Consider the following 21007-nt stretch of genomic DNA (forward strand, 5'->3'; position numbering starts at 1 on the left):
GCCCGGTTCAGAACGCCATGGCTGCGGAAACGGCGCGTTTCCAGCGCTGATAGGCGGCGTCGCGTTCCTCGGCGGACAGTTCCGGTTCAAAACGGCGATCCAGCGCCCAGGTTTCCGAAAAGCCCTGTTGATCCGGGTAAACCCCTGCGCGCATTCCAGCCAACCAGGCCGCGCCTAATGCAGTGGTTTCCTGCATCACCGGGCGGTCGACTTCGGCCCCCAGATAATCCGACAGCCCCTGCATCGCCCAGTCCGAGGCGCTGGCCCCGCCATCCACGCGCAGTGTCACGTCGGTATCCGCGCCCCAATCGCCCTGCATGGCGTGCCAAAGGTCGCGCGTTTGATAGGCAATGCTTTCCAGCGTGGCCTTGGCGAATTCTGCGCGGCCGGAATTACGGGTCAGGCCAAATATCGCGCCACGGCAATCAGGTTTCCAATAGGGCGCGCCAAGGCCAGTAAAGGCGGGGACCAACACGACATGCTGGTTCGGATCGGCTTGTTGCGCCAACTCGCCGCTTTCGGGGGCCGATTCGATGATCTGCAGCGCATCGCGCAGCCATTGCACGGCGGCCCCAGCGACAAAGATCGACCCCTCCAGCGCATAGGTCCGCTTACCGTCCAACTGATAAGCGATGGTGGTCAGCAGGCGGTTCTTCGATTCAACCGGTTTGTCTCCGGTGTTCAGCAAGGCAAAGCAGCCCGTGCCATAGGTCGATTTCATCATTCCGGGCTGGAAACAGGCCTGCCCGATAGTGGCAGCCTGCTGATCCCCCGCCACGCCTAGAATCGGGATATTTCCCCCAAATAGGGTCGTATTTCCGAAATCCGAGGCGCAATCGTGTACCTCTGGCAGCATGTTCATCGGCACGTCCAACAGATCGCAAATCTCGGCGCTCCACGCGCCTTTGTTGATGTCGAACAACAGGGTGCGTGCAGCATTGGTGGCGTCAGTGGCGTGGCTGCGCCCCTCGGTCAGACGCCAGATCAGGAAACAGTCGATGGTGCCGAACATCAACTCTCCGGCCTCGGCGCGGTCGCGTGCGCCGGGCACGGTGTCCAGCAGCCATTTGACCTTGGTGCCCGAGAAATAGGGGTCCAGCAACAGCCCGGTCTGGGCGGTCACGTCATCTTCGCACCCCGCCCGTTTGTAGCGCGCGCAAATTTCGGCGGTGCGGCGGTCCTGCCAGACGATGGCGTTGTGGAGTGGTTGACCGGTGGCGCGGTCCCAGACCACAGTGGTTTCGCGCTGGTTAGTGATGCCGATGCCTGCGATCTGGTCGGCGGTGACGCCGGTGGTTTCCATCACCTCGCGGCAGACGCGTAGAACGCTCTCCCAGATTTCTTCGGCGTCGTGTTCGACCCAACCTTCCTGCGGGAAATGCTGTGTGAATTCGTGCTGCGCGGTGCCTGCGCGCTGCATTTCCGCGTCAAACAATATGGCCCGTGATGATGTGGTGCCCTGATCAATGGCAAGAATATAGGTCACGCCTGCGCCCCCCTCCGGTCTGGTTTTGCCGGACTTTAGCGCAAACAATGACGATCGTGCCAGAGCGTTCAGACAGGAATATTGTCGATCAGCCGCACGCCATCCGCCCAAGCCGCCGCAAACAGCCGGGCGGGCCGTGTGGCATGGGTCAGCGGGTCCAGTGTGTCGGCGCAGCGCAGTTGAATATATTCAACTTGAGTGAAGCCTGCCGCCAGCAGATCAGACTCGGCCCGCGCGGCCACAGTTTCAAACGCGGCCCCCGCTTTCAGCGACTGGACCACACCCTGCATGATCCGGTGCTTGTTGGCCGCAATGTTCAACCCCTCGGGCGAGAGGAGGAGGTTGCGCGATGACATCGCCAACCCCGAGGGTTCGCGCACCGTGGGGCAGCCGATCACCTCGATGGGGATGTCCAGATCGCGGGCCATGCGGCGGACGATCATCAATTGTTGATAGTCTTTTTCCCCGAAATAGGCTCGATCTGCCTGCGTTTGCAGGAACAGCTTAGCGACAACAGTGGCAACGCCATCGAAATGGCCAGGGCGGAATTCACCCTCCATCACATCGGTCAAACCGGCGACTGATACGGTGGTGGCAAAGCCCTGCGGATAGATCTCCTCGGGATCGGGGACATAGATCGCGTCGACACCGTAAGGGGCCAGTTTCTGCGCATCTTCGTTCTCGGTCCGCGGGTAATTGGCCAGATCGTCGGGGTTGTTGAACTGTTTGGGGTTCACAAAAACCGTAACGATCAGCCGGTCGGTTCCGGCCTTCGCGGCCTCGGCCAATGAAAGATGCCCCTGATGTAGCGCGCCCATGGTGGGGACGACGCCGATCGTTTCGCCGTTGCCGCGCCATTTGGTCGTCAGCGCGCGCAAATCACTTAGGCGGCGCAGAATGGGTGCGGTCATGTCTTAGGTCCTTTGGACGGAGCCTGATCGGCAAAGACATGTTCATCCGCTGGAAAGCTGCGGGCGCGCACATCGGAGGCATATTCCGCGATGGCGGCCTCGGCTTGCGGACCAAGTTCGGCATAGCGTTTGACAAATTTCGGTTTAAACGCGGTGAAAAAGCCCACCATGTCGTCCACGACCAGAATCTGCCCATCACATCCGGCTGAGGCGCCAATGCCGATGGTCGGAATCGCGACCTCGGCGGTGATCTGATCAGCCAGGCCTTGCGGTACCTTCTCAAGCACAACGGAAAATGCACCAGCCTCGGCCACCGCATGGGCATCGGCCAACACCGCCTTCGCCTGTTCGTCGCGACCCTGCACCTTGTAGCCGCCCAGCGTGTTGATCGATTGTGGCGTCAGGCCGATATGCGCCATCACCGGGATACCGCGCTTGACCAGAAAGCGGATGGTCTCGGCCATTTCCACGCCGCCTTCCAGCTTGACCGCGCCTGCGCCGGTTTCGGCCATCAGGCGAGCGGCATTCTTGAAGGCATGGGCCGGGTCGTGTTCGTAACTGGCAAAGGGCATATCGATAACCATCATCGCCCTGTCCAGACCGCGCGCAACGGCCTGACCATGCATCACCATCATCTCCATCGTCACACCCAGGGTCGAGGTCATCCCGTGCAGAACCATACCGACGCTGTCGCCGACCAGAACAAAGTCGCAATGGGCATCCATCAGCCGCGCCATCGGTGTGGTATAGGCGGTCAAACTGACCAATGGTGTGCCGCCTTTGCGGGCGCGGATATCCTCGGCATTCGGGGCTGTTTTGCGGGCGGTGGCGCTCATGATCGCTCCTGCGGGGTTCATGTTGCAGTGCGGCATAGCAGATTGCACAAGGTTATAGAAACCCCGGTTGCGCGAACATTTCCTTGATTGACCCGAGGTTTAAAGGGACATTGAATGCAGAAAAGCCTGTAAAACAGCCGGTTCCAAGGATTCAAACAGGGAGAGTTTTTCATGACAAAGCAGATGTTTCGGAGCATTGCGTCGGCTCTGGCGGTGGGCGCCAGCCTGTTTGCCTCGCAGGCTTTGGCCAAATCGGACATTACGATTGCGATGCAGTTGGAGCCGCCACACTTGGACCCGACCAGCGCCGCCGCGCAGGCCATTGATTCGGTGGTTTACACAAATATCTTCGAGGGTCTGACCCGCTTTATGGGTGACGGCTCGGTCGTGCCCGGCCTGGCCGAAAGCTGGGAAATTTCCGAGGACGGTACGGTCTATACATTCAAGCTGCGCGACGGGGTGACTTTTCATGACGGCACCGTCATGGATGCCGAGGACGTCAAATTCAGCCTCGACCGCGCCACGGCAGAAGACAGCGCAAATGCACAAAAGGCGCTGTTTGCAGGCATCGAAAGCGTTGAGGTTGTGGACCCGCTGACCGTAAAGGTTACCCTGTCCGAGCCGAACGGCAATTTTCTGTTCAACATGGCTTGGGGGGATGCAGTGATCGTCGCGCCCGAAAGCATCGACAACATCAAGACCAACCCGGTGGGGACCGGTGCCTTTACCTTTGGTGACTGGGTACAGGGCGATAGCATCACGCTAAACCGGAACCCCAACTATTGGGGCGAACAACCTGCGCTAGAGACTGCTACGTTCAAATTCATCTCGGACCCCACTGCCGCCTTTGCCGCGGTGATGGCCGAAGATGTGGACGTCTTCGACAACTTCCCCGCACCCGAAAACCTGCCTCAATTCGAGGCTGACCCGCGTTTTCAGGTGCTGGTGGGGTCGACCGAGGGGGAAACCATCCTGTCGACCAACAACAAGAAACCTCCGTTTGATGATATCCGCGTGCGGCAGGCGCTGGCCCATGCCATCGACCGGCAGGCGGTGATTGACGGGGCGATGTTCGGCTATGGCACGCCCATCGGCACTCATTTCGCACCGCACAACCCTGCCTATATCGATCTGACCGGCACCTCGGCCCATGACCCGAAACAGGCCGCCAAACTGCTGGCCGATGCGGGGTATGAAGAGGGGTTCGAGACCACCCTGCACCTGCCGCCGCCCTCTTATGCCCGACGCGGAGGCGAGATCATCGCCGCGCAACTGGCCGAGGTTGGCATCAAGGCCGAGATCATCAATGTGGAATGGGCGCAGTGGTTGGAATCTGTGTTCAAGGGTAAGGATTACGGCCTGACCATCATCAGCCATACTGAGCCAATGGATATCGGCATCTATGCCCGCCCCGACTATTATTTCCAGTATGACAGTCTGGATGCCCAGACGTTGATGGAGACATTGAACGCGACCACCGATCCGGAGGAGCGTAAAAAGCTGTTGGGCGATATGCAGCGCCTGATCGCCACGGACTATGTCAACGGCTACTTGTTCCAATTGGCCAAGCTGGGGGTCGCCAAGGCCGGCGTTCAGGGCCTGTGGGAGAACGCGCCAACGGCCGCCATCGACCTGACCCAGATCAGTTGGTCCGAATAATCGGGTCCGGGGCCGATATCGGCCTCGGATTACCTGTTTCCGAGTGAGCCTGAAAATGAATCTGGTCCGTTTCTTGTGTTTTGTTGCTGTGACTGCCTGCCTGTGTGCGCTGGGCGGCAAGGGACAGGCGCAGAATGTGCTGGATGGCGGGCTCGGTGGTTTGGTTGGCACGCCGGAAAACCCGCTAGAGGTGGGGATCGGCATCCGTATCGATCAGGTTACCAGCGTGGATCAAAAGGCCGAGAATTATGGCGCCGTCGTCGTATTGCGCGCCGAATGGACCGATCCCGCGCTGGCCTTTGACCGCGACACTGTCGGGCGCGAGTTTCAGGTTTTCAATCCGAGGACGCTGGCTGAACATGCCACGGATATCGGGGCGGTGGTTCCGGCGTTTGTCATTCACAACCAGCAATCCAACAAATGGATACATGAATCTGCAGCCTCGCTGCACTATGACGGGCATGTGGTCTATGTCGAGAAGTCCTCTCTGACGTTGCAGGCCCCGCATTTCGATTTCCGAAAATACCCGTTCGACACCCAGGAGTTTTTCTTCGAAGTTGTTTCGATCTTCCCGTCCGAATACGTATCCTACTATCCGCTGGAAAAGTATTCTGGCCTGGGTGATCTGCTGGGCGAGGAAGAGTGGATACTGGACAACCCACAAGTCCTGCATTCGACGGTCATTGGCCTTTCGGGCCGGGACAGCGATCAGGTTGTGCTGGCGTTCGAAGGAAAGCGGCATCTGACTTATTATGTGATCCGGGTGTTCCTGCCGATGCTGGTTCTGGTTTCGGTGGGTTGGGCGCTGTTTTTCCTCGACGAATACCGCCGCCGGATCGAGATTGCCGGGGGCAACCTGCTGGTCTTCGTAGCCTTCAACTGGGCGATCTCTGCTGACCTGCCCAAGCTGGGCTACCTGACGTTTCTGGATTTCATCCTGCAATGCATGTTCCTGATGACAGGGGCACTGATCGTGTTCAACGTGGCCTTGCGCAAACTGAAAGTGTCCGGGCATGAGGACGGGGCCAGAAAGCTGGACAATTACGCAATTAAGTGGATTTATCCGCTGGGCTATGCGTCCATCGTCGCTTACGCGGTTTTTGCCTATCTGTTGGTGCCTTAGGTGCTGGACCCGCGCGATATGTGATCCTAACGTGGCCTCAATGCTCCGCTATGCCCTGAAACGTCTGATATCGCTGTTTATCAGCCTTGTGGTCGCCTCGGTGGTCATCTTCGCCGTGATCGAGGTGGCGCCAGGCGATCCGGCCTCGTTCATGTTGGGCGTCAACGCGCAAGAGGACACACTGGCCGCCCTGCGGGCCGAGCTGGGATTGGACGGGTCCAAGATCCAGCGCTATTTCAACTGGGTTGGCGGTATGATGGTGGGGGATTTTGGGACCTCTTACACCTATCGAACACCGGTGTCGCAGATGATTTCGGACAGGCTATGGGTGTCATTGCCGCTGGCGCTTTATGCCCTGACCTTATCGACCCTGATTGCCTTCCCCGCCGGTATTTACGCCGCAGCCCGTCGTGGCAAGCCGGGGGATCTGACGGTGATGGGGGTGACGCAATTAGGTATCGCAGTACCGAATTTCTGGTTCGCGATGATGCTGGTGCTGATCTTTGCCATCAACCTTCGCTGGTTCAACGCCGGAGGTTTTGCGGGTTGGGACAAAGGCGTCTGGACCGGCCTGCATTCTCTGACATTGCCCGCCATTGCGCTGGCCTTGCCGCAGGCGGCGATCTTGGCGCGGGTCATGCGGTCTTCGCTGCTGGATATACTGGGTGAAGATTTCATGCGCACTGCCCGCGCCAAGGGATTGTCACGCCGTCAAGCACTGTGGCGGCACGGTGTGCGCAACGCGCTGATCCCGGTTCTGACCATCATCGGGCTGCAGTTCTCGTTTCTGTTGGCGGGGTCGATCATTATCGAGCAGGTGTTTTATCTGCCCGGACTCGGGCGGCTGGTGTTTCAGGCGATCTCGGCCCGCGATTTGGTCGTGGTGGAATCGGTGGTCATGTTGCTTGTTTTTGCTGTCATCACCGTGAACTTTCTGGTCGATCTCGCTTATGCCGCCGTGGACCCAAGGTTGAGAGGTCGGTCATGAGCCGCAACCTGCTTCTTGGTTCATTATTGTCCTCGTTGGTCTTGCTGGCGGCGCTGATGTCCTTTGTCTGGACGCCGTATGATTATGCGGCGCTGGATATCCCCAACAAGCTGGAGCCGCCTAATGCACAGCATTGGTTCGGCACAGATCATTTCGGGCGTGACATGTTCTCGATGATCATGGTGGGGGCTCGTACGTCCATCGCGGTGGCATTGGTGGCGGTGGGGATCGGTATGGCGCTGGGCGTACCGCTGGGCCTGACGGCGGCAGCGCGTAAAGGATCATGGCTGGATGAGGTGATCATGCGCGGCAACGATTTGGTCTTTGCCTTCCCCTCGCTAGTCATCGCCATTCTGATCACAGCGGTGTTCGGAGCAGGCGCGATCAACGCGATCATCGCGATCGGTATTTTCAACATTCCCGTCTTCGCCCGCATCACCCGTGGCGCGGCCTTGTCCCTATGGGAACGCGAGTTCATTCTGGCCGCGCGTGTCGCGGGCAAAGGCGCAGCGCGGATATCGGCAGAACATATTCTGCCCAATGTTGCGAACCTGCTGATCGTTCAGGGGACCATCCAGTTCTCGCTGGGTATCCTGGCCGAGGCGGGCTTGTCTTATGTCGGTCTGGGTGCGCAGCCGCCGACACCCAGTTGGGGTCGAATGCTGGCTGATGCGCAGACAATGGTCAGTTTTGCCCCGCATTTGGCTCTGATTCCGGGGCTGGCAATTATTGTCACTGTGCTGGGACTGAACCTGTTAGGCGATGGGTTGCGCGATTGGCTTGATCCCAGAATACGAGTCGCGCGCGCATGAGCTTGCTGGAGATCGAAAACCTTTCTCTGACCATCCATGAGACCGAGATTCTGAAGCGGGTCAGCTTGTGTATTGGTGCCGGACAAATTGTTGCCGTGACCGGTGAAAGTGGCTCGGGCAAGTCGCTGACCGCGCTGGCCGTGATGCAATTGCTGCCAAATGGCGCAAAGACAGAAGGCGCGATCTGGCTGGTACGTCAGAATCTGCTGAAACAGTCTGAACGCGAAATGTGCGCCCTGCGCGGGGCCAAAATTGGGATGGTGTTTCAGGAACCCATGACTGCCTTGAACCCGGTCAAAACCATTGGCGATCAGGTGATCGAAACCATTCTGGTCCACAAGGCCATGTCGCGCACCAAAGCGTCGGCCCGCGCACACGAGGTTCTGAGCCGCGTTGGCCTGCCACCTGACCGTTTCCCGCTGTCGCGATATCCGCATGAACTGTCCGGCGGTCAACGGCAGCGTGTGGTAATCGCCATGGCAATCGCACTGCGCCCCAAATTGTTGATCGCGGATGAGCCGACAACCGCGCTGGATGTGACGACACAGGCGCAGATACTCGACCTGCTCAAAGGGCTGGCGCGCGAATATGGCATGGGGCTGCTGATGATCACGCACGATCTGGCGGTGGTGGCAGACATGGCCGACCAGATCGTCGTGATGCGCCATGGAGAGGTGGTCGAAAGCGGTGCAACCACTGACCTGCTGCACAATATGCAGCACCCCTATACACGGAAGCTGTTTCAGGCCTCGGGGCATCAGGTTTCGCTGCCTGAACCGCCCGAGTCCCAGCCATTGCTAGAGGTGAGAAATGTGGTGCGCGACTATAGCTTGCCGCGAAAAGGTCTGTTTAGCAGGCCGGATCACCACCGCGCGGTCGATGAAGTCAGCTTTACCCTGCACCGGGGTGAGCGGTTGGGCCTGGTCGGAGAATCTGGTTGTGGAAAATCGACCCTAACACGGGCAATTTTGGGTTTGGAGGACGTGCAGAGCGGTGAAATTTTACTGGACAACCAGCCTGTCTTTGCCGGTCACAAGCCGAACCCCGTTGTGCGACGTAAGATGCAGGTGGTGTTTCAGGACCCCTATGGCAGTTTCAACCCGCGCCACCGCGTCGCCCGCCTGATCACCGAGCCGTTTCACCCGTTGGACAACCCGCCCACCGGCACAGAGCGGCAAGACCGTATCGCCGAAATGCTGACCGCCGTGGGCCTCAGCCCGGATGATGCGAACAAGTACATCCATGAATTCTCGGGCGGGCAACGACAGCGGATTGCCATTGCCCGCGCCTTGATCATTCGCCCCGAACTGATCGTGTTTGATGAGGCGGTCTCGGCCTTGGATGTATCGGTCCGGGCGCAGATTCTGGACCTGCTGGCCGAACTGTGCGCCACATACAATCTGACCTATCTGTTCATCAGCCACGACCTAAGCGTTGTGCGCACGATCACCGACCGGGTGATGGTGATGCAGGCGGGCAGAATTGTTGAACAGGGTGAGACCGAACAGGTATTCTCTTCCCCGCGGCACGCTTACACTCGGACCCTGATCGATGCCGCACCGGTCTTGCCCGGTATCGGTGCAAATGTCGCGTAATTCCTTTGTTAGAGTCGAAATGGAGGCCAAAATGCCCAATTCTCTCTGGTTCAATCCCGGCCTTTGCCTGATCGGCGGCGATTGGGTCGCGCCTGCGTCACAGCAGACGATTTCGATGATCAATCCATCTGACGGATCCGAGATCTGCCGGATTGCCCGCGCGAATGCCCCAGATATAGATGCCGCTGTGCAGGCCGCCCAAACGGCGTTGGATGGGGATTGGGGGCGAAAGACGGCGTTGGAGCGCGGCCGCGTCCTGACCCGACTTGGCCAACTGGTTTTGGAACGCGTAGAGGACTTGGCGCAGCTTGAGGCGATGGATGTAGGAAAACCGCTGACACAGGCCCGTGCGGATGCCGTGGCGTTGGCGCGGTACTGCGAATTCTACGGCGGCGCGGCGGACAAGGTGATGGGCGAGACGATCCCCTATCTGGACGGCTACACCGTGTACACGCTGCGCGAACCGCACGGGGTGACCGGGCATATAGTGCCGTGGAACTATCCGATGCAGATCATTGGCCGCTCTGTCGGGGCAGCTTTGGCGATGGGCAACGCCTGCGTGCTAAAGCCAGCGGAAGAGGCGTGTTTGACCGCGCTTGCCTTTGCCCATCTGGCGCAACAGGCGGGCCTACCTGCCGGAGCGCTGAACGTGGTGCCGGGGTTGGGGGCTGAGGCCGGGGCGGCATTGTCAGCGCATCCAGGCGTGCAGCATATCTCATTCACAGGGTCAGTTGCCACCGGCGCGCTGGTGCAACAGGCGGCGGGGCGCAACGTGGTGCCGGTGACGCTGGAACTGGGCGGTAAATCGCCCCAGCTGGTATTTGACGATGCCGATCTGGATGCCGCACTGCCGTTTCTGGTGAACGCGGGTATTCAGAATGCCGGGCAGACCTGCTCGGCCTCGTCCCGTATTCTGGTGCAGCGTGGGGTGTATGAGCTGGTCAAAACCCGCATGGCAGCCGCCTATGCCGATCTGACTGTTGGTCCAGCACCCGAAGATTTGCGGGTCGGCCCCCTGATCTCGGCCCGTCAGAAACAGATCGTCGAGGGGTTTTTAGCCGAAGGCGCGGACCTAAACATCGCAGGACAAGGGCGTATCGTAGATCATGCACCCGGCGAGGGAGCATATGTGCAGCCAACCCTTTTTGCCGATGTCCCGTCAGATCACCTTCTGGCTCGGGATGAAATTTTTGGACCGGTGCAGGTTCTGATCCCCTTTGAAACCGAGGAGGAGGCGGTTCAGATCGCCAACGCCACCGAATACGGGTTGGTTGCCAGCATCTGGACCCGCGACGGTGCGCGGCAGATGCGGTTGGCGAAACAGCTGCGTTCAGGACAGGTGTTCATCAACAATTATGGTGCGGGGGGCGGGGTAGAGTTGCCGTTTGGCGGTGTCGGCAAGTCCGGTCATGGCCGCGAAAAGGGGTTCGAGGCGCTGTTTGGGTTCTCGCAGGTGAAAACAGTAGCGGCTTACCATGGTTAGGGTCTAAACAATCACTTCGATCGACTGTTGTGCACCCACACCGAAGACGCGCTTATAGCGCTCGATCTCATCCTTTGGGCCCATCGCTTTTTCCGGGTTGTCGGACAGTTTCACGGTTGGTCGGCCATTGGCGGATACCGCCTTGCAGACCAGCGAGAACGGTGCCAGCGCGTCTTGTGGGACCAGCCCACGGAAATCATTGGTCAGCAAGGTGCCCCAACCAAACGAGACCTTCGTGCGATGAGCGAACTGGCTGTGTAGTTCGTGGATTTTGTCCACGTCCAGCCCGTCCGAGAAGATTACCCGCTTTTGCAGCGGGTCCTCACCGCGCGATTTCCACCAGTTGATGGCAATCTCGGCACCTGTTGCCGGATCTCCGCTGTCGACACGAATACCGGTCCATCCCGCCAGCCAATCCGGCGCATTGTCCAAAAAGCCCTGCGTGCCATAGGTGTCGGGCAGGATGATGCGCAGATTGCCGTCATGTTCCTCGTGCCAGTCGCTGAGGACGTCATAGGGTGCCTGCGCCAGTTCGGTGTCGGATTCCGCCAGCGCGGAATAGACCATGGGCAGTTCATGGGCATTGGTGCCGATCGCCTCAACCTCGCGCCGCATCGCGATCAGGCAGTTCGAGGTGCCGGTAAACGCGGGCCCCAGCCCTTCGATCATCGCCTGCACGCACCAGTCCTGCCACAGGAAGGAATGCCGCCGACGGGTGCCGAAATCAGCAATGCCCAGCCCATCGATGCTGCGCAATTGATCGATTTTTTCCCAAACGCGGGTCATGGCACGGGCATAAAGCACCTGCAGTTCGAACCGGCGCATATTGTTCAGAACGGCCCGGGATCGCAGCTCCATCAGCACCGCAAGCGCCGGGATTTCCCACAGCATGACCTCGTGCCATTTGCCCTCGAAGGTCAGTTCGTACTGATCGCCTTTGCGCTCAAGGTGGTAGGGCGGCAGGCGCAGATTCTCGAACCACTCCATGAAATCCGAGCGGAACATCTGCCGTTTCCCATAGAACATATTGCCGCGCAGCCAGGTGCTTTCACCCCGGCTGAGGCTAAGAGACCGGATATGATCCAGCTGTTCGCGCAGCTCACCCTCATCGATCAATTTGGCCAGTGGAATGTGATTCGACCGGTTGATCAGCGAAAAAACCACATCCGTTTGGGGCTTATTTCGAAACACTGACTGGCACATCAGCAGTTTGTAGAAGTCTGTGTCGATTAAAGACCGTACAATCGGGTCAATCTTCCATTTATGATTGTACACGCGCGTCGCAATATCGACCATGGCAGAACTCCTGCGATTTCTGTTGTTAGATCAATAGGTGCATGAATTGGCAAGAGTCGCTAGATTGAAGACAATGACAAGGTGAGGTCACAAATCGAGCATATTGTGTAATCTTTTCATTGGTTAGTGAAAAGAAGGGGTTGGAAGAACAAGGTTTAGTTGGTGAATGGGTCTCGAGTACGACTTTGATATTGTAGCGATTGCGCCTGATGAAGTGGATCCGGAACATGGCATGGCTGCCGTGACGGGCCACCGCGCCGTTCGCGCGACCTTTCGCAATACTCAGACTGTTGAGGCCTTGCACAGTGCATCCCCCAAGATTCGTCGTATTTTTCTGGAATCGGGCTTCAGCCTGGAATCCAAGGGTGGCAGCCTTCCACATGGTTATTTCCTGTCCGAAGATGCACCGGATCGTGAACGCATCCTGAAACGGCTGTTTTCGAATATCCGCAATATGGGTGTTCAGGGGGAATATTGTGGTGATTTCGACTTTTGGCATTTCCTGGACGACGTAAGGCGGGCCCGCCCCCGGGCAAATGCCACGCGCGAGTTGCAGGAATTGACGCCAAGCCCTAAAGCGCCTGATGTGGTCAAACCAAAACGACGCTCGGTTCAGGGGCGTATCGGGTTTGCGCTTGGTCTGGCCGTGGTTGTGATTGTCGTGCTGAGATACCTGGCGTCCGAGGGGTCTGCCCCCTAGGCCAGGATAACGCCGGCTTCCCGCATTGCGGTTTCAGCAGCGGCCAGTGATCCATCCATATCGATAGCTCGGCACGCATCCATTCGGACCGTGACGTCAAAACCCAGACGTGCTGCGTCGATTGCGGAATAGTACACACAAAAATCAGTGGCCAAGCCGACGAGCGTCAGTTTCGTGATTCCGCGCGACTTAAGATACCCCTCCAACCCTGTTGGTGTTTTCTGGTCATTTTCGAAAAACGCCGAGTAGCTGTCGATACCGCTACGAAAGCCCTTGCGAAGGACAAGATCCGCATGGGTGTTCAGATCCGGATGGAAATTGGCGCCCTCGGTTCCCTGAACGCAGTGATCCGGCCAAAGTACCTGCGGGCCGTAGTGCATTTCCGTCATGTCAAACGGGTTCTTGTCGTCATGCGACCCGGCGAAGGACGAATGACCCGCCGGATGCCAGTCCTGCGTCAGGATCACGGCATCGAATTCGTCCATCATGGCGTTGATCGGGGCCACGATCTCATCCCCTCCGGGTACGGCCAGCGCGCCGCCGGGGCAGAAATCGTTCTGGACGTCGATCACAAGCAGGGCGTGGGTCATCGCGGTTTCTCCTTAGGTTGCTCTATCGGTAGGGCGCGCAGGCCCAATCGTCAATCTGGCTGCGAAGCGTCAATTCGATCCCTTGCGACTCTGTTGCGTCAGGTTTAGACCGCGCGCATGTATACCATCGCTGCTCTCTATCACTTCACCCGTTTCCCGGATCACGCTGCCCTGCGCGAGCCTTTGTTGGACCTGTGCCGTACGCAATCTGTCAAAGGCACATTGCTGCTGGCGCAAGAGGGGATCAATGGCACCATTGCCGGCCCCCGCGCCGGGATCGATGCGGTGCTGGCGCATATCAAAGCGCTGCCCGGCTGTGCCGATCTGGACTGGAAAGAGGCCACCGCCGATCACCCGCCTTTTGGCAAGATGAAGGTGCGCTTGAAAAAAGAGATCGTGACCATGGGGCAGCCGGATATCGATCCGCGCGCCCGTGTCGGCAACTATGTCGAGCCTGAGGATTGGAACGATCTGATCCGCTCGGACGACGTGGTGGTGATCGACACCCGCAACGATTATGAGGTGGCGATTGGCACGTTTGAGGGCGCAATAGACCCTGAAACGGCCAGTTTCCGTGAGTTCCCGGCTTGGTGGGAAGAGAACAAAGAGCGGTTCCACAACAAGCGCGTCGCCATGTTCTGCACCGGTGGTATTCGCTGTGAGAAATCCACCAACTTCCTGCTGGGGCAGGGGGTTGAGGATGTGTATCACCTGAAGGGCGGCATCCTGCGCTATCTTGAGGAAATGCCAGCTGATGACAGCACCTGGCAGGGCGAGTGCTTTGTGTTCGACAACCGTGTGTCCGTTGGGCACGGGCTGGTCGAGGGGCCGCATAACCTGTGCCACGGTTGCCGCCGTCCGATTCTGCCCGAGGATATGAAGCGCCCTGAATACGAGCATGGCGTGTCCTGCCACCGGTGTGTTGACGAAACCTCTGAAGCCGACAAAATGCGGTTCCGTGAGCGGCAAAAGCAGATCGGTCTGGCGCGTCAGCGCGGGCAAGAGCATCTGGGCGCCGACTAACTCTCTGATAAATAAGGTTGCAGGCGCGGGTCGGAATGTCGATCATTGAACCTGCATCACCGTATCGGAGGTTTAATGCACCGCGACCCGACAACTCTGGATGAGTGGAAATCGACCTTGGTCGCGGCCTTGGGTCTGGTGATCGTCAGCTTTGTTGCCTGGTATGGCCTGTCGCGGCTGAGCGAGACCGCTGCTGGCGACAAAATAGGGACTGCAACAACCGTAGGGTTGACGATCTGGCTGGTGTCGCAGACCTGGTACTACATGACCCAAGTGAAATCCCCAAAGCGCCAGCTGTTGCTGATGGGGATCTCCTTTATTCAGGTCGTGCCTTTCTTGTTCGCAGCCGTTTACGGCTCGTTCGGGTATAACGATCTGTGTGTGGTCGGGGCCAAAGGGCCGTCAGACGTTTTGTATTTCTCATATGTCACATTCACGACGGTTGGGTTCGGAGACCTGCATCCCGCAGGCCTGTGCCGCGGGCTGGCCGTGGCTGAGGCGATCACCGGGTATATCCTGCTGGGCCTGTTCGTAGCGGCGGCCGTGGGCATTTACGCGCGCGGACACAGCCAGAATTGAACGGTCACTTGTTGTGGTCGATCCACTGGGACATTGCGTATTTGTCGCGAAAACACTCAGACGGGATTGGCCTGCGTTTGCTGCGCGAAATCCGTTCGGCAAAGGCGACCTGCTTGCCTGTGGGATAATTGGCAAAAGGTGACGGATCGTGTGGTTTATGTGCCGAAATCCAGGCTGACATTGATCGGCGGTCGCGTTGTGCTTCGACCGGGATTTCCAGCGCCGACTGTTCCGCAATAGCGCGGGCAAAGCGCATCTGCCGGTCCGTGACGGGCAGCAGGTGATAGTCGTTTGTCGGGCCGCTTGGGGCGGAATTTCGCAAGTTCTGGGTCATCGGATATTCCCCTGACTATGTAGAACATAAATGGAACATTAACTTCTAATTTCAAGAGAGGGGGCTGCGACTCGGCGGGATGTTGCCTGTCACGGCTTTTATTGACTGACCAATCAATAAAAGCTAAATCCGCGGATAACGCTCTTTGCCCGACGCGGGTGCAATCAAGAAAAGGACGCGGCATGAAGTTTCAGCCCAAGGCCAGCCATTTCATCAACGGTGAATATGTCGAAGACACCAATGGCGCCCCCATCGACGTCATCTACCCGGCCACTGGCGAGGTCATCGCGCGGCTGCATTCCGCCACGCCAGAGATTGTAAATCAGGCTCTAAACAGCGCCAACGCGGCGCAAGCGGAATGGGCCGCGATGTCCGGAACTGAACGTGGCCGGGTTCTGCGCCGCGCCGCCGATATCATGCGTGAGCGTAATCGTGAGCTGTCGATCCTCGAAACCCACGACACCGGAAAACCGCTGCAAGAGACCTTGGTGGCCGATGCAACCAGTGGCGCCGATGCGCTGGAATATTTCGGTGGGCTGACGGCGTCGCTGACGGGTGAGCATATCCCGCTGGGCGGTGGCGATTTCGTCTACACCATCCGCGAGGCGCTGGGTGTCTGCGTCGGAATCGGTGCGTGGAACTATCCGACCCAGATCGCTTGCTGGAAGGGTGCCCCTGCGCTGGCCTGCGGCAACACGATGGTGTTCAAACCCTCTGAGACCACGCCCCTGTCGGCCTTGAAGGTGGCCGAGATTCTGATCGAAGCCGGCGCGCCCAAAGGCGTCTACAACGTGGTGCAGGGCTATGGCGATGTAGGTGCGTCACTGGTGACCGACCCGCGCGTGGCCAAAGTATCGCTGACCGGGTCCGTTCCGACGGGCCGCAAGGTCTATGCCGCCGCGGCGGATGGCATGAAACACGTGACCATGGAATTGGGTGGCAAGTCCCCAATGATCGTGTTCGATGACGCCGATATCGAAAACGCCGTGTCGGGTGCGATTTTGGGCAATTTCTATTCCTCGGGTCAGGTCTGTTCCAACGGCACCCGCGTGTTCGTGCAGAAAGGCATCAAGGAGACCTTCCTGAACCGTCTGTCCGAACGTCTGGCAACGGCGAAAATCGGCGATCCGCTGGATGAAGAGGTCAATTTCGGCCCCATGGTCAGCGAAAACCAGATGAATATCGCGCTGGGTTATGTCGAAAAGGGCAAGGCCGAGGGCGCACGGCTGGTCTTTGGCGGTGAGCGCATCGAAGGTGACGGGTTCTATATGCAGCCTACAGTTTTTGCCGATGTCACCGATGATATGACCATCGCGCGCGAAGAAATCTTTGGCCCGGTCATGTCGGTGTTGGATTTCGACACCGAGGAAGAGGTACTGGCCCGCGCCAACGACACAGAATTCGGCTTGGCCGCCGGTGTGTTCACCAACGACCTGACCCGCGCCCACCGCATTGTGGCCGGGTTCGAGGCGGGCACCTGTTATATCAACACCTACAACCTTGCTCCGGTCGAGGCACCGTTTGGCGGGTCGAAAATGTCGGGTGTCGGACGTGAAAATTCGAAACTGGCGATCAACCATTTCAGCGAGATGAAGACGGTTTATGTTTCAATGAACGATGTCGAGGCACCGTATTAACTCATCTCTGCGTGAAAATTATTCATACCGAGAATACTCTGTTCCCGACATTTCGCGTCGGGAACAGAGCATAAGCCACTTTTGACCTGTGGCTGACTTTCCTGACAGGGTGCGGTTCATGCGCCCGCCAGCAGGAGGTCACACCCATGAAAACCCACGCCCAGGCCGTTGTGATCGGAGGAGGCCTTGTCGGCTGCTCGATCCTTTATCATCTGGCCAAGCTCGGCTGGACCGACGCGGTGCTGCTGGAGCGGGATGAGCTGACCTCGGGTTCGACCTGGCATGCGGCGGCGAATATTCATGGGCTGCACGACAACAACAACATCACCCGCATCCAGCATTATACGATGAACCTGTATAAAGAGCTGGAAAAGGAAACCGGACAGGGCTGCGGCGTGTTCCAGTCGGGCTCGCTGTATCTGGCGCAGACCGAGGACCGCGAACACCAGCTGCGCCTGCAAGAGGCCAAGGCAAAATTCTACGGCCTGAACTTCTATGAGATCAGCTGCGAACAGGCGATGGAACTGCATCCGCTGGCGCAGTTCGACGATATCCGCTGTATCATGTTTGAACCCGATGGCGGCAACGTCGATCCGTCGGGTGTGACTCACGCCTACGCCGCAGGCGCGCGCGCGATGGGGGCAACGATTGAGCGGTTTTGCCCTGTAATAGGGACTGAACAGAAATCTGATGGCTCGTGGATCGTGCGCACCGAAAAGGGTGATATCCACACGCAATGGGTGGTTAATGCCGGGGGTCTGTGGGGGCGAGAAGTCGCGGCGCTGGCCGGAATCGAACTGCCACTGCAACCGACCGAGCACCAGTATTTCGTGACCGAGGCGATTGACGAGGTTGCGGAACTGGGCCGTCGCCTGCCCTCGATCGCCGATCGGGATGGTGAGTATTATTTCCGTCAGGAAGGAAACGGCCTGCTGATCGGAGCCTATGAGAAAGACATGCGGTTCTGGGCCGAAAACGGCACGCCGCTGGACTTCGCCCATGACCTGTTCCCCGACGATCTGGATCGGATCATGGAAAACGTGATCCGCGCCACCGAACGTGTGCCGGTGGCGGCAACGGCGGGGGTCAAACGGGTGATCAACGGCCCGATGATCTGGTCGCCGGACAGCAACGCGATCTGGGGGCCGGTGCCAGAACTGAAGAACTATTTCTGCTGTACCGGTATCATCCCCGGCTTCTCGCAATCCGGTGGCCTCGGGCTGTTGGCGGCGCAATGGATGGTCGAGGGTGAGCCGCAATATGACATGTTCGCCTGGGATCTGGCGCGGTTCGGCGACTGGGCCGATAAGAAATTCACCAAGGCGCGGGTCGAAGATGTCTACACCCATCGATTTGCCATCCATTTCCCGAACGAAGAACGCAGCGCTGGCCGTCCCGCCCGTGTGCGCCCCGCTTACGAGATGCAGAAAGATATGGGCTGCGTCTTTGGACTGAACTGCGGTTGGGAACACCCGCTTTGGTTCGCAGATCACCCCGGGGCGACTGAAACCAACGGCTTCACTCGCCAGAATTGGTGGGAGCCAGTTGGCCGCGAAGTGCAGATGCTGCGCGATCATGTGGGCGTCATCGATATCTCGAACTTTGCCAATTACGTGGTCAAAGGGCCGGGCGCGTATGACTGGCTGGATCGTCTGGTGGCCAATCGGGTGCCGACTGCAGTGGGACGGTCCTGCCTGACGCCACTGATCTCGGTTCGCGGTGGCGTGGCCGGTGATTTCACCATCACCAAAGTGGCAGAGGATGAGTATATGATGATCGGCTCTGGCATGGCGGAACGCTATCATCAGCGCTTTTTCAACATGGTCGATCTGCCCGAAGGCACCACGTTCGAGGTTGCCACCAATCGCATTGCCGGCTTCAACGTGGCCGGTCCAAAATCGCGCGATCTGCTGCAACGGCTCACCAATGCGAACCTATCAAACGAAGCGTTCCGCTTTATGCGGTCCCAAACCATCGAGGTGGCCGGGGTCACTTGTCTAGCCATCCGCGTCAGCTTCACCGGTGACTTGGGGTGGGAGCTGCACTGTGCGGAATCCGATCAGATCAGGCTCTATTCAGCGCTTTTGAACGCGGCGAAAGAGTTAAACGGTGGCCCGGTTGGCGGCCGCGCGTTGGGATCGCTGCGCATCGAAAAAGGCTACGGCTCTTGGGGCCGGGAATATTCTCAGGAATACTGGCCGCAAGAAGTCGGGTTGGCCGGCCTGATCAAACTGGACAAGGATTTCCTGAACAAAGACGCCTATCTGTCCATCAAAGATAATTCTGCCCGCGAAATGCTTTCGATCTTTGAGGTTGATGCCATTGACGCTGATGCCACCGGAGGTGAGCCGATATTCATGCCCGATGGTACGCCTGTGGGCCGGGTGACCTCGGGTGCCTATGGCTATTCGGTGGGCAAGTCCCTGGCCATTGGGTATGCCGACCCCAAGGTGGCCGGCCCCGGCGATACGGTCGAAATCTACATTCTGGGCAAGCCGCACAGCGCCAGAATCCTCTCGGAACCGCCTTTCGATCCCAATGGTCACAAGTTGCGTGAAATTCAGCCGGTCGCCGAAGGCGTCTCATGACTGGAACCTTCGCCCGCGTTGCAGATTTTGCCCTGAACCGATCTGCCGATCAGATGCCCGACAGCGCCAAGGAAGCGGCTGCGCTGATGATGCTGGATACGATGGGCATCCTGATCGCCTCTGGCCCGATGGAGGCCGGGGTGATCGCACGCGACACGGCGGCCCTGCTCTATGGCAGCTCTGATCCGGACTACAGCGCCCGGATGATGTTCGACGGGCGTCCGGTCAGCATGGCCGGGGCGGCTTATGCGGCGGCGACCCAGACGGATAACCTGGATGGGCATGACGGTTATAACCCGACCAAGGGGCATATTGGTGTTGTGGTTTTGCCCGCACTGGTCGCCATGGCCGCCCATCGCCCGGATCTGACGGGCGCCGAAGCACTGGCGACGGTGATCACCGGCTATGAAATTGCCGGGCGCGCGGGGTTGTCGCTGCATGCCTCGGTCAGTGACTACCATACGTCAGGTGCATGGAACGCGTTGGGCGTAGTCGCGATGGCCGCCCGTCTGCGCGGCCATTCGCAGGATCAGATGCGGCAGGCAATGGGTATCGCCGAATATCACGGTCCCCGCAGTCAGATGATGCGCGAGATTGCCAACCCCACGATGCTGCATGACGGATCGGGTTGGGGTGCGCTTGTCGGAGTTTCAGCCGCTATTCTGGCCGAACGTGGCTTTACCGGTGCCCCCGCCATCACGATCGAGGCAGAAACCGCCGCGCCTCATTGGGCCGATCTAGGCCAGTTTTGGCAGGTCGAGCATCAATACGTGAAACCCTACCCAATCTGCCGTTGGGCCCATGCCGCAATCGACGGTGTCCGGGCGGTAATGCGGGACAATGACCTGTCTCATGCGCAAATCCGGTCTATTCAGATCAACACATTCCATCAGGGTGCTTGCCTGTATGCCGGAATGCCCGGCACGACCTCTCAGGCACAGTATTCGTTGCCTTTCGCGGTGGCCGTGCAGGCGCTTTACGGTCGGATCGGGGTCGAGCATATTTCCGGTTCCGGTCTTTCTGACCCGGCAGTGGCCGCGCTGATACCCCGTATTCACGTGGCCGAGAGTGATCGTCACAATGCCCGCTTCCCCAAGGGGCGTTGGGCCGATGTCAGTATCGAAACCACGGATGGGCAGATTTTCGACTCTGGAGATGTCCACGCCCGAGGCGGTCCCGAGGCCCCCATCAGCCGCGAAGAAGTGATCACCAAGTACTTGGAATTCGCAAAGCCAGTCATCGGCCCGACCCGGGCTGCGGCAATTCGGGATGCAATTTTGGGCTGGGTCGCGCCGGACTCTCGGATGTCTGACTTGTCTCCGTTGATATTTGATCCTTAGAAAATGTGTCGCTTACGTCGCGCGTGT

18 protein-coding genes are annotated in these 21007 nt (G+C 58.8%); 12 read left to right on the top strand and 6 right to left on the bottom strand.

The features are described from left to right. Nucleotides 1-7: 7 nt before the first annotated feature. The 3 genes from glpK to panB all read right to left on the bottom strand — a co-directional run bounded on the left by glpK (nt 8) and on the right by panB (nt 3233). Nucleotides 8-1486: a glycerol kinase GlpK gene (glpK, locus tag ACR0M2_RS13320; RefSeq protein ID WP_480705489.1), complete on the bottom strand. Its 1479-nt coding sequence runs from the start codon at nt 1484-1486 to the stop codon at nt 8-10. A 68-nt stretch (nt 1487-1554) separates the two neighbouring features. Next, nucleotides 1555-2397, bottom strand: a complete 843-nt coding sequence (gene panC / locus ACR0M2_RS13325; RefSeq protein ID WP_480705491.1) for a pantoate--beta-alanine ligase — start codon at nt 2395-2397, stop codon at nt 1555-1557. Next, entirely contained in the window at nt 2394-3233 is an 840-nt protein-coding gene (gene panB / locus ACR0M2_RS13330; RefSeq protein ID WP_480705492.1) for a 3-methyl-2-oxobutanoate hydroxymethyltransferase, read from the bottom strand. The genes panC and panB overlap by 4 nt, the downstream gene beginning before the upstream one ends. Before the next feature lie 171 nt (nt 3234-3404). On the opposite strand from panB, the gene ACR0M2_RS13335 reads away from it, so the two are divergent. From ACR0M2_RS13335 to ACR0M2_RS13360, 6 genes are read left to right on the top strand one after another with little or no spacing between them, the layout of a single operon-like run. Then, a complete protein-coding gene (locus tag ACR0M2_RS13335) occupies nt 3405-4892 on the top strand; it encodes an ABC transporter substrate-binding protein (protein ID WP_480705494.1) in 1488 nt (495 codons plus the stop codon). 55 nt (nt 4893-4947) lie between these two features. Further along, nucleotides 4948-6015, top strand: a complete 1068-nt coding sequence (locus tag ACR0M2_RS13340; RefSeq protein WP_480705495.1) for a ligand-gated ion channel — start codon at nt 4948-4950, stop codon at nt 6013-6015. A 40-nt stretch (nt 6016-6055) separates the two neighbouring features. Next, complete coding sequence (locus tag ACR0M2_RS13345; protein ID WP_170550037.1) at nt 6056-7003, top strand: ABC transporter permease; 948 nt, start codon at nt 6056-6058, stop codon at nt 7001-7003. Further along, nucleotides 7000-7815, top strand: coding sequence for an ABC transporter permease (locus ACR0M2_RS13350; RefSeq protein ID WP_480705497.1), 816 nt, complete (start codon nt 7000-7002; stop codon nt 7813-7815). The genes ACR0M2_RS13345 and ACR0M2_RS13350 overlap by 4 nt, the downstream gene beginning before the upstream one ends. Further along, nucleotides 7812-9410, top strand: a complete 1599-nt coding sequence (locus ACR0M2_RS13355; RefSeq protein ID WP_480705499.1) for an ABC transporter ATP-binding protein — start codon at nt 7812-7814, stop codon at nt 9408-9410. The genes ACR0M2_RS13350 and ACR0M2_RS13355 overlap by 4 nt, the downstream gene beginning before the upstream one ends. Before the next feature lie 31 nt (nt 9411-9441). Continuing rightward, the gene (locus tag ACR0M2_RS13360) at nt 9442-10893 is read left to right on the top strand and encodes an aldehyde dehydrogenase family protein (RefSeq protein ID WP_480705500.1); all 1452 of its coding nucleotides are present in this window, start codon (nt 9442-9444) and stop codon (nt 10891-10893) included. A 3-nt stretch (nt 10894-10896) separates the two neighbouring features. Here ACR0M2_RS13360 and pncB read toward each other — a convergent pair whose 3' ends face one another. Then, nucleotides 10897-12189, bottom strand: coding sequence for a nicotinate phosphoribosyltransferase (gene pncB / locus ACR0M2_RS13365; protein WP_170376285.1), 1293 nt, complete (start codon nt 12187-12189; stop codon nt 10897-10899). 166 nt (nt 12190-12355) lie between these two features. Here pncB and ACR0M2_RS13370 point away from each other — a divergent pair, with 166 nt between their 5' ends. Next, the gene (locus tag ACR0M2_RS13370; protein ID WP_170376283.1) at nt 12356-12889 is read left to right on the top strand and encodes a hypothetical protein; all 534 of its coding nucleotides are present in this window, start codon (nt 12356-12358) and stop codon (nt 12887-12889) included. Here ACR0M2_RS13370 and pncA read toward each other — a convergent pair. Then, a complete protein-coding gene (gene pncA / locus ACR0M2_RS13375) occupies nt 12886-13479 on the bottom strand; it encodes a bifunctional nicotinamidase/pyrazinamidase (RefSeq protein WP_170349733.1) in 594 nt (197 codons plus the stop codon). The two genes, ACR0M2_RS13370 and pncA, sit on opposite strands and share 4 nt — an antisense overlap. Nucleotides 13480-13596: 117 nt before the next feature. On the opposite strand from pncA, the gene trhO reads away from it, so the two are divergent. Next, on the top strand, nt 13597-14502 hold the full coding sequence (trhO, locus tag ACR0M2_RS13380) for an oxygen-dependent tRNA uridine(34) hydroxylase TrhO (protein ID WP_480688752.1): 906 nt from the start codon (nt 13597-13599) through the stop codon (nt 14500-14502). Nucleotides 14503-14577: 75 nt separating this feature from the next. Then, nucleotides 14578-15081 carry a potassium channel family protein gene (locus ACR0M2_RS13385; RefSeq protein WP_170550021.1) on the top strand — a complete coding sequence of 168 codons (504 nt, stop codon included), beginning with the start codon at nt 14578-14580 and terminating at the stop codon, nt 15079-15081. A 4-nt stretch (nt 15082-15085) separates the two neighbouring features. On the opposite strand, the gene ACR0M2_RS13390 is transcribed toward ACR0M2_RS13385, so the two are convergent. Next, nucleotides 15086-15415 carry a hypothetical protein gene (locus ACR0M2_RS13390; protein WP_170360821.1) on the bottom strand — a complete coding sequence of 110 codons (330 nt, stop codon included), beginning with the start codon at nt 15413-15415 and terminating at the stop codon, nt 15086-15088. Between the two features lie 182 nt (nt 15416-15597). Here ACR0M2_RS13390 and betB point away from each other — a divergent pair, with 182 nt between their 5' ends. The 3 genes from betB to ACR0M2_RS13405 all read left to right on the top strand — a co-directional run bounded on the left by betB (nt 15598) and on the right by ACR0M2_RS13405 (nt 20980). Beyond that, the gene (gene betB / locus ACR0M2_RS13395; RefSeq protein ID WP_480662829.1) at nt 15598-17052 is read left to right on the top strand and encodes a betaine-aldehyde dehydrogenase; all 1455 of its coding nucleotides are present in this window, start codon (nt 15598-15600) and stop codon (nt 17050-17052) included. 146 nt (nt 17053-17198) lie between these two features. Then, nucleotides 17199-19640: a GcvT family protein gene (locus ACR0M2_RS13400; protein WP_480705503.1), complete on the top strand. Its 2442-nt coding sequence runs from the start codon at nt 17199-17201 to the stop codon at nt 19638-19640. Beyond that, nucleotides 19637-20980, top strand: a complete 1344-nt coding sequence (locus ACR0M2_RS13405) for an MmgE/PrpD family protein (protein WP_480705505.1) — start codon at nt 19637-19639, stop codon at nt 20978-20980. The genes ACR0M2_RS13400 and ACR0M2_RS13405 overlap by 4 nt, the downstream gene beginning before the upstream one ends. Nucleotides 20981-21007: the final 27 nt, after the last annotated feature.

The sequence above is a fragment of the Ruegeria sp. BE10 genome, assembly GCF_056538905.1.

What these genes read in the sequence shown, in the direction of transcription:
- panC (WP_480705491.1), bottom strand. Translation starts at nt 2,397, where the DNA reads ATGACCGCACCCATTCTGCGCCGCCTAAGTGATTTGCGCGCGCTGACG.
- panB (WP_480705492.1), bottom strand. Translation starts at nt 3,233, where the DNA reads ATGAGCGCCACCGCCCGCAAAACAGCCCCGAATGCCGAGGATATCCGC.
- ACR0M2_RS13335 (WP_480705494.1), top strand. Translation starts at nt 3,405, where the DNA reads ATGACAAAGCAGATGTTTCGGAGCATTGCGTCGGCTCTGGCGGTGGGC.
- ACR0M2_RS13340 (WP_480705495.1), top strand. Translation starts at nt 4,948, where the DNA reads ATGAATCTGGTCCGTTTCTTGTGTTTTGTTGCTGTGACTGCCTGCCTG.
- ACR0M2_RS13345 (WP_170550037.1), top strand. Translation starts at nt 6,056, where the DNA reads ATGCTCCGCTATGCCCTGAAACGTCTGATATCGCTGTTTATCAGCCTT.
- ACR0M2_RS13350 (WP_480705497.1), top strand. Translation starts at nt 7,000, where the DNA reads ATGAGCCGCAACCTGCTTCTTGGTTCATTATTGTCCTCGTTGGTCTTG.
- ACR0M2_RS13355 (WP_480705499.1), top strand. Translation starts at nt 7,812, where the DNA reads ATGAGCTTGCTGGAGATCGAAAACCTTTCTCTGACCATCCATGAGACC.
- ACR0M2_RS13360 (WP_480705500.1), top strand. Translation starts at nt 9,442, where the DNA reads ATGCCCAATTCTCTCTGGTTCAATCCCGGCCTTTGCCTGATCGGCGGC.
- pncB (WP_170376285.1), bottom strand. Translation starts at nt 12,189, where the DNA reads ATGGTCGATATTGCGACGCGCGTGTACAATCATAAATGGAAGATTGAC.
- ACR0M2_RS13370 (WP_170376283.1), top strand. Translation starts at nt 12,356, where the DNA reads ATGGGTCTCGAGTACGACTTTGATATTGTAGCGATTGCGCCTGATGAA.
- pncA (WP_170349733.1), bottom strand. Translation starts at nt 13,479, where the DNA reads ATGACCCACGCCCTGCTTGTGATCGACGTCCAGAACGATTTCTGCCCC.
- trhO (WP_480688752.1), top strand. Translation starts at nt 13,597, where the DNA reads ATGTATACCATCGCTGCTCTCTATCACTTCACCCGTTTCCCGGATCAC.
- ACR0M2_RS13385 (WP_170550021.1), top strand. Translation starts at nt 14,578, where the DNA reads ATGCACCGCGACCCGACAACTCTGGATGAGTGGAAATCGACCTTGGTC.
- ACR0M2_RS13390 (WP_170360821.1), bottom strand. Translation starts at nt 15,415, where the DNA reads ATGACCCAGAACTTGCGAAATTCCGCCCCAAGCGGCCCGACAAACGAC.
- betB (WP_480662829.1), top strand. Translation starts at nt 15,598, where the DNA reads ATGAAGTTTCAGCCCAAGGCCAGCCATTTCATCAACGGTGAATATGTC.
- ACR0M2_RS13400 (WP_480705503.1), top strand. Translation starts at nt 17,199, where the DNA reads ATGAAAACCCACGCCCAGGCCGTTGTGATCGGAGGAGGCCTTGTCGGC.
- ACR0M2_RS13405 (WP_480705505.1), top strand. Translation starts at nt 19,637, where the DNA reads ATGACTGGAACCTTCGCCCGCGTTGCAGATTTTGCCCTGAACCGATCT.